Source organism: Xenorhabdus miraniensis (assembly GCF_002632615.1).
Window position 1 is genome coordinate 1 of sequence record NZ_NITZ01000099.1, and the last position, 821, is coordinate 821.

1 protein-coding gene is annotated in these 821 nt (G+C 61.8%); it reads left to right on the top strand.

From position 1 onward, the window contains the following. The coding region (locus Xmir_RS22225) for a toprim domain-containing protein (protein WP_145956962.1) at positions 1-821 on the top strand (821 nt) is incomplete at both ends.

An 821-nucleotide genomic window follows, 5' to 3' on the forward strand; every position in this document is an offset into this window, starting at 1 on the left:
CCGGGCAGCAGGCACTGCTGTCGCGGGGGGTTGAGTTCTATCACCATACGCTGCTCAATGCCCCGGAAGCGCAGGCCTATCTGACCCAACGGCGGCTTAACCAGCCTGAATTAGTGGCGCAGTTTAAGCTGGGCTTTGCCAACCGGACACTGGGGTATCGCTTGCCCGCCCGACAACTGAAAGCCGGGGCGGAGATCCGCGCGCAGCTTCAGGCTGCCGGGTTGTTGCGTGACAGCGGGCATGAACACTTCAGCGGCTCGCTGGTCATTCCGGTGATCGGTCTGAATGGCGAAGTGCAGGAAATGTATGGCCGCAAAATTATTGACCGCCTGCGGGCCGGGACGCCCAAACATATTTACCTGCCGGGGGCACACCGTGGGATCTGGAATGAAGCCGCACTGGTGGCCTCGAAAAGCCTGATCCTGTGTGAATCGCTGATCGATGCGCTGTCGTTCTGGGCCGCCGGGCACCGCCATGTCACCGCCGCCTATGGGGTGAACGGGGTCACGGCTGACCACTGGCAGGCCTTTGAACACTACGGGATTAAGCAGATACTGATCGCCTTCGACAATGACAGTGCCGGCAATGAAGCCGCGGTGAAACTGGCCGTGGCACTGGCCGCCAAAGGGATCACCCCGCTGCGCGTGGTGTTCCCGCCGGGCATGGATGCCAATGGGTATCTGTGTCAGGTCGCCGAGCCGGAAAGCGCCTTTGCGCTGCTGCTTGACAGTGCCGTGCCCATGCAGGACGTGGCTGGCATCGTTGCGGTTGAGCGTCAGACGATTGCGCCAGCCGTTGAACCCGAACCGCCTGTGACCTTA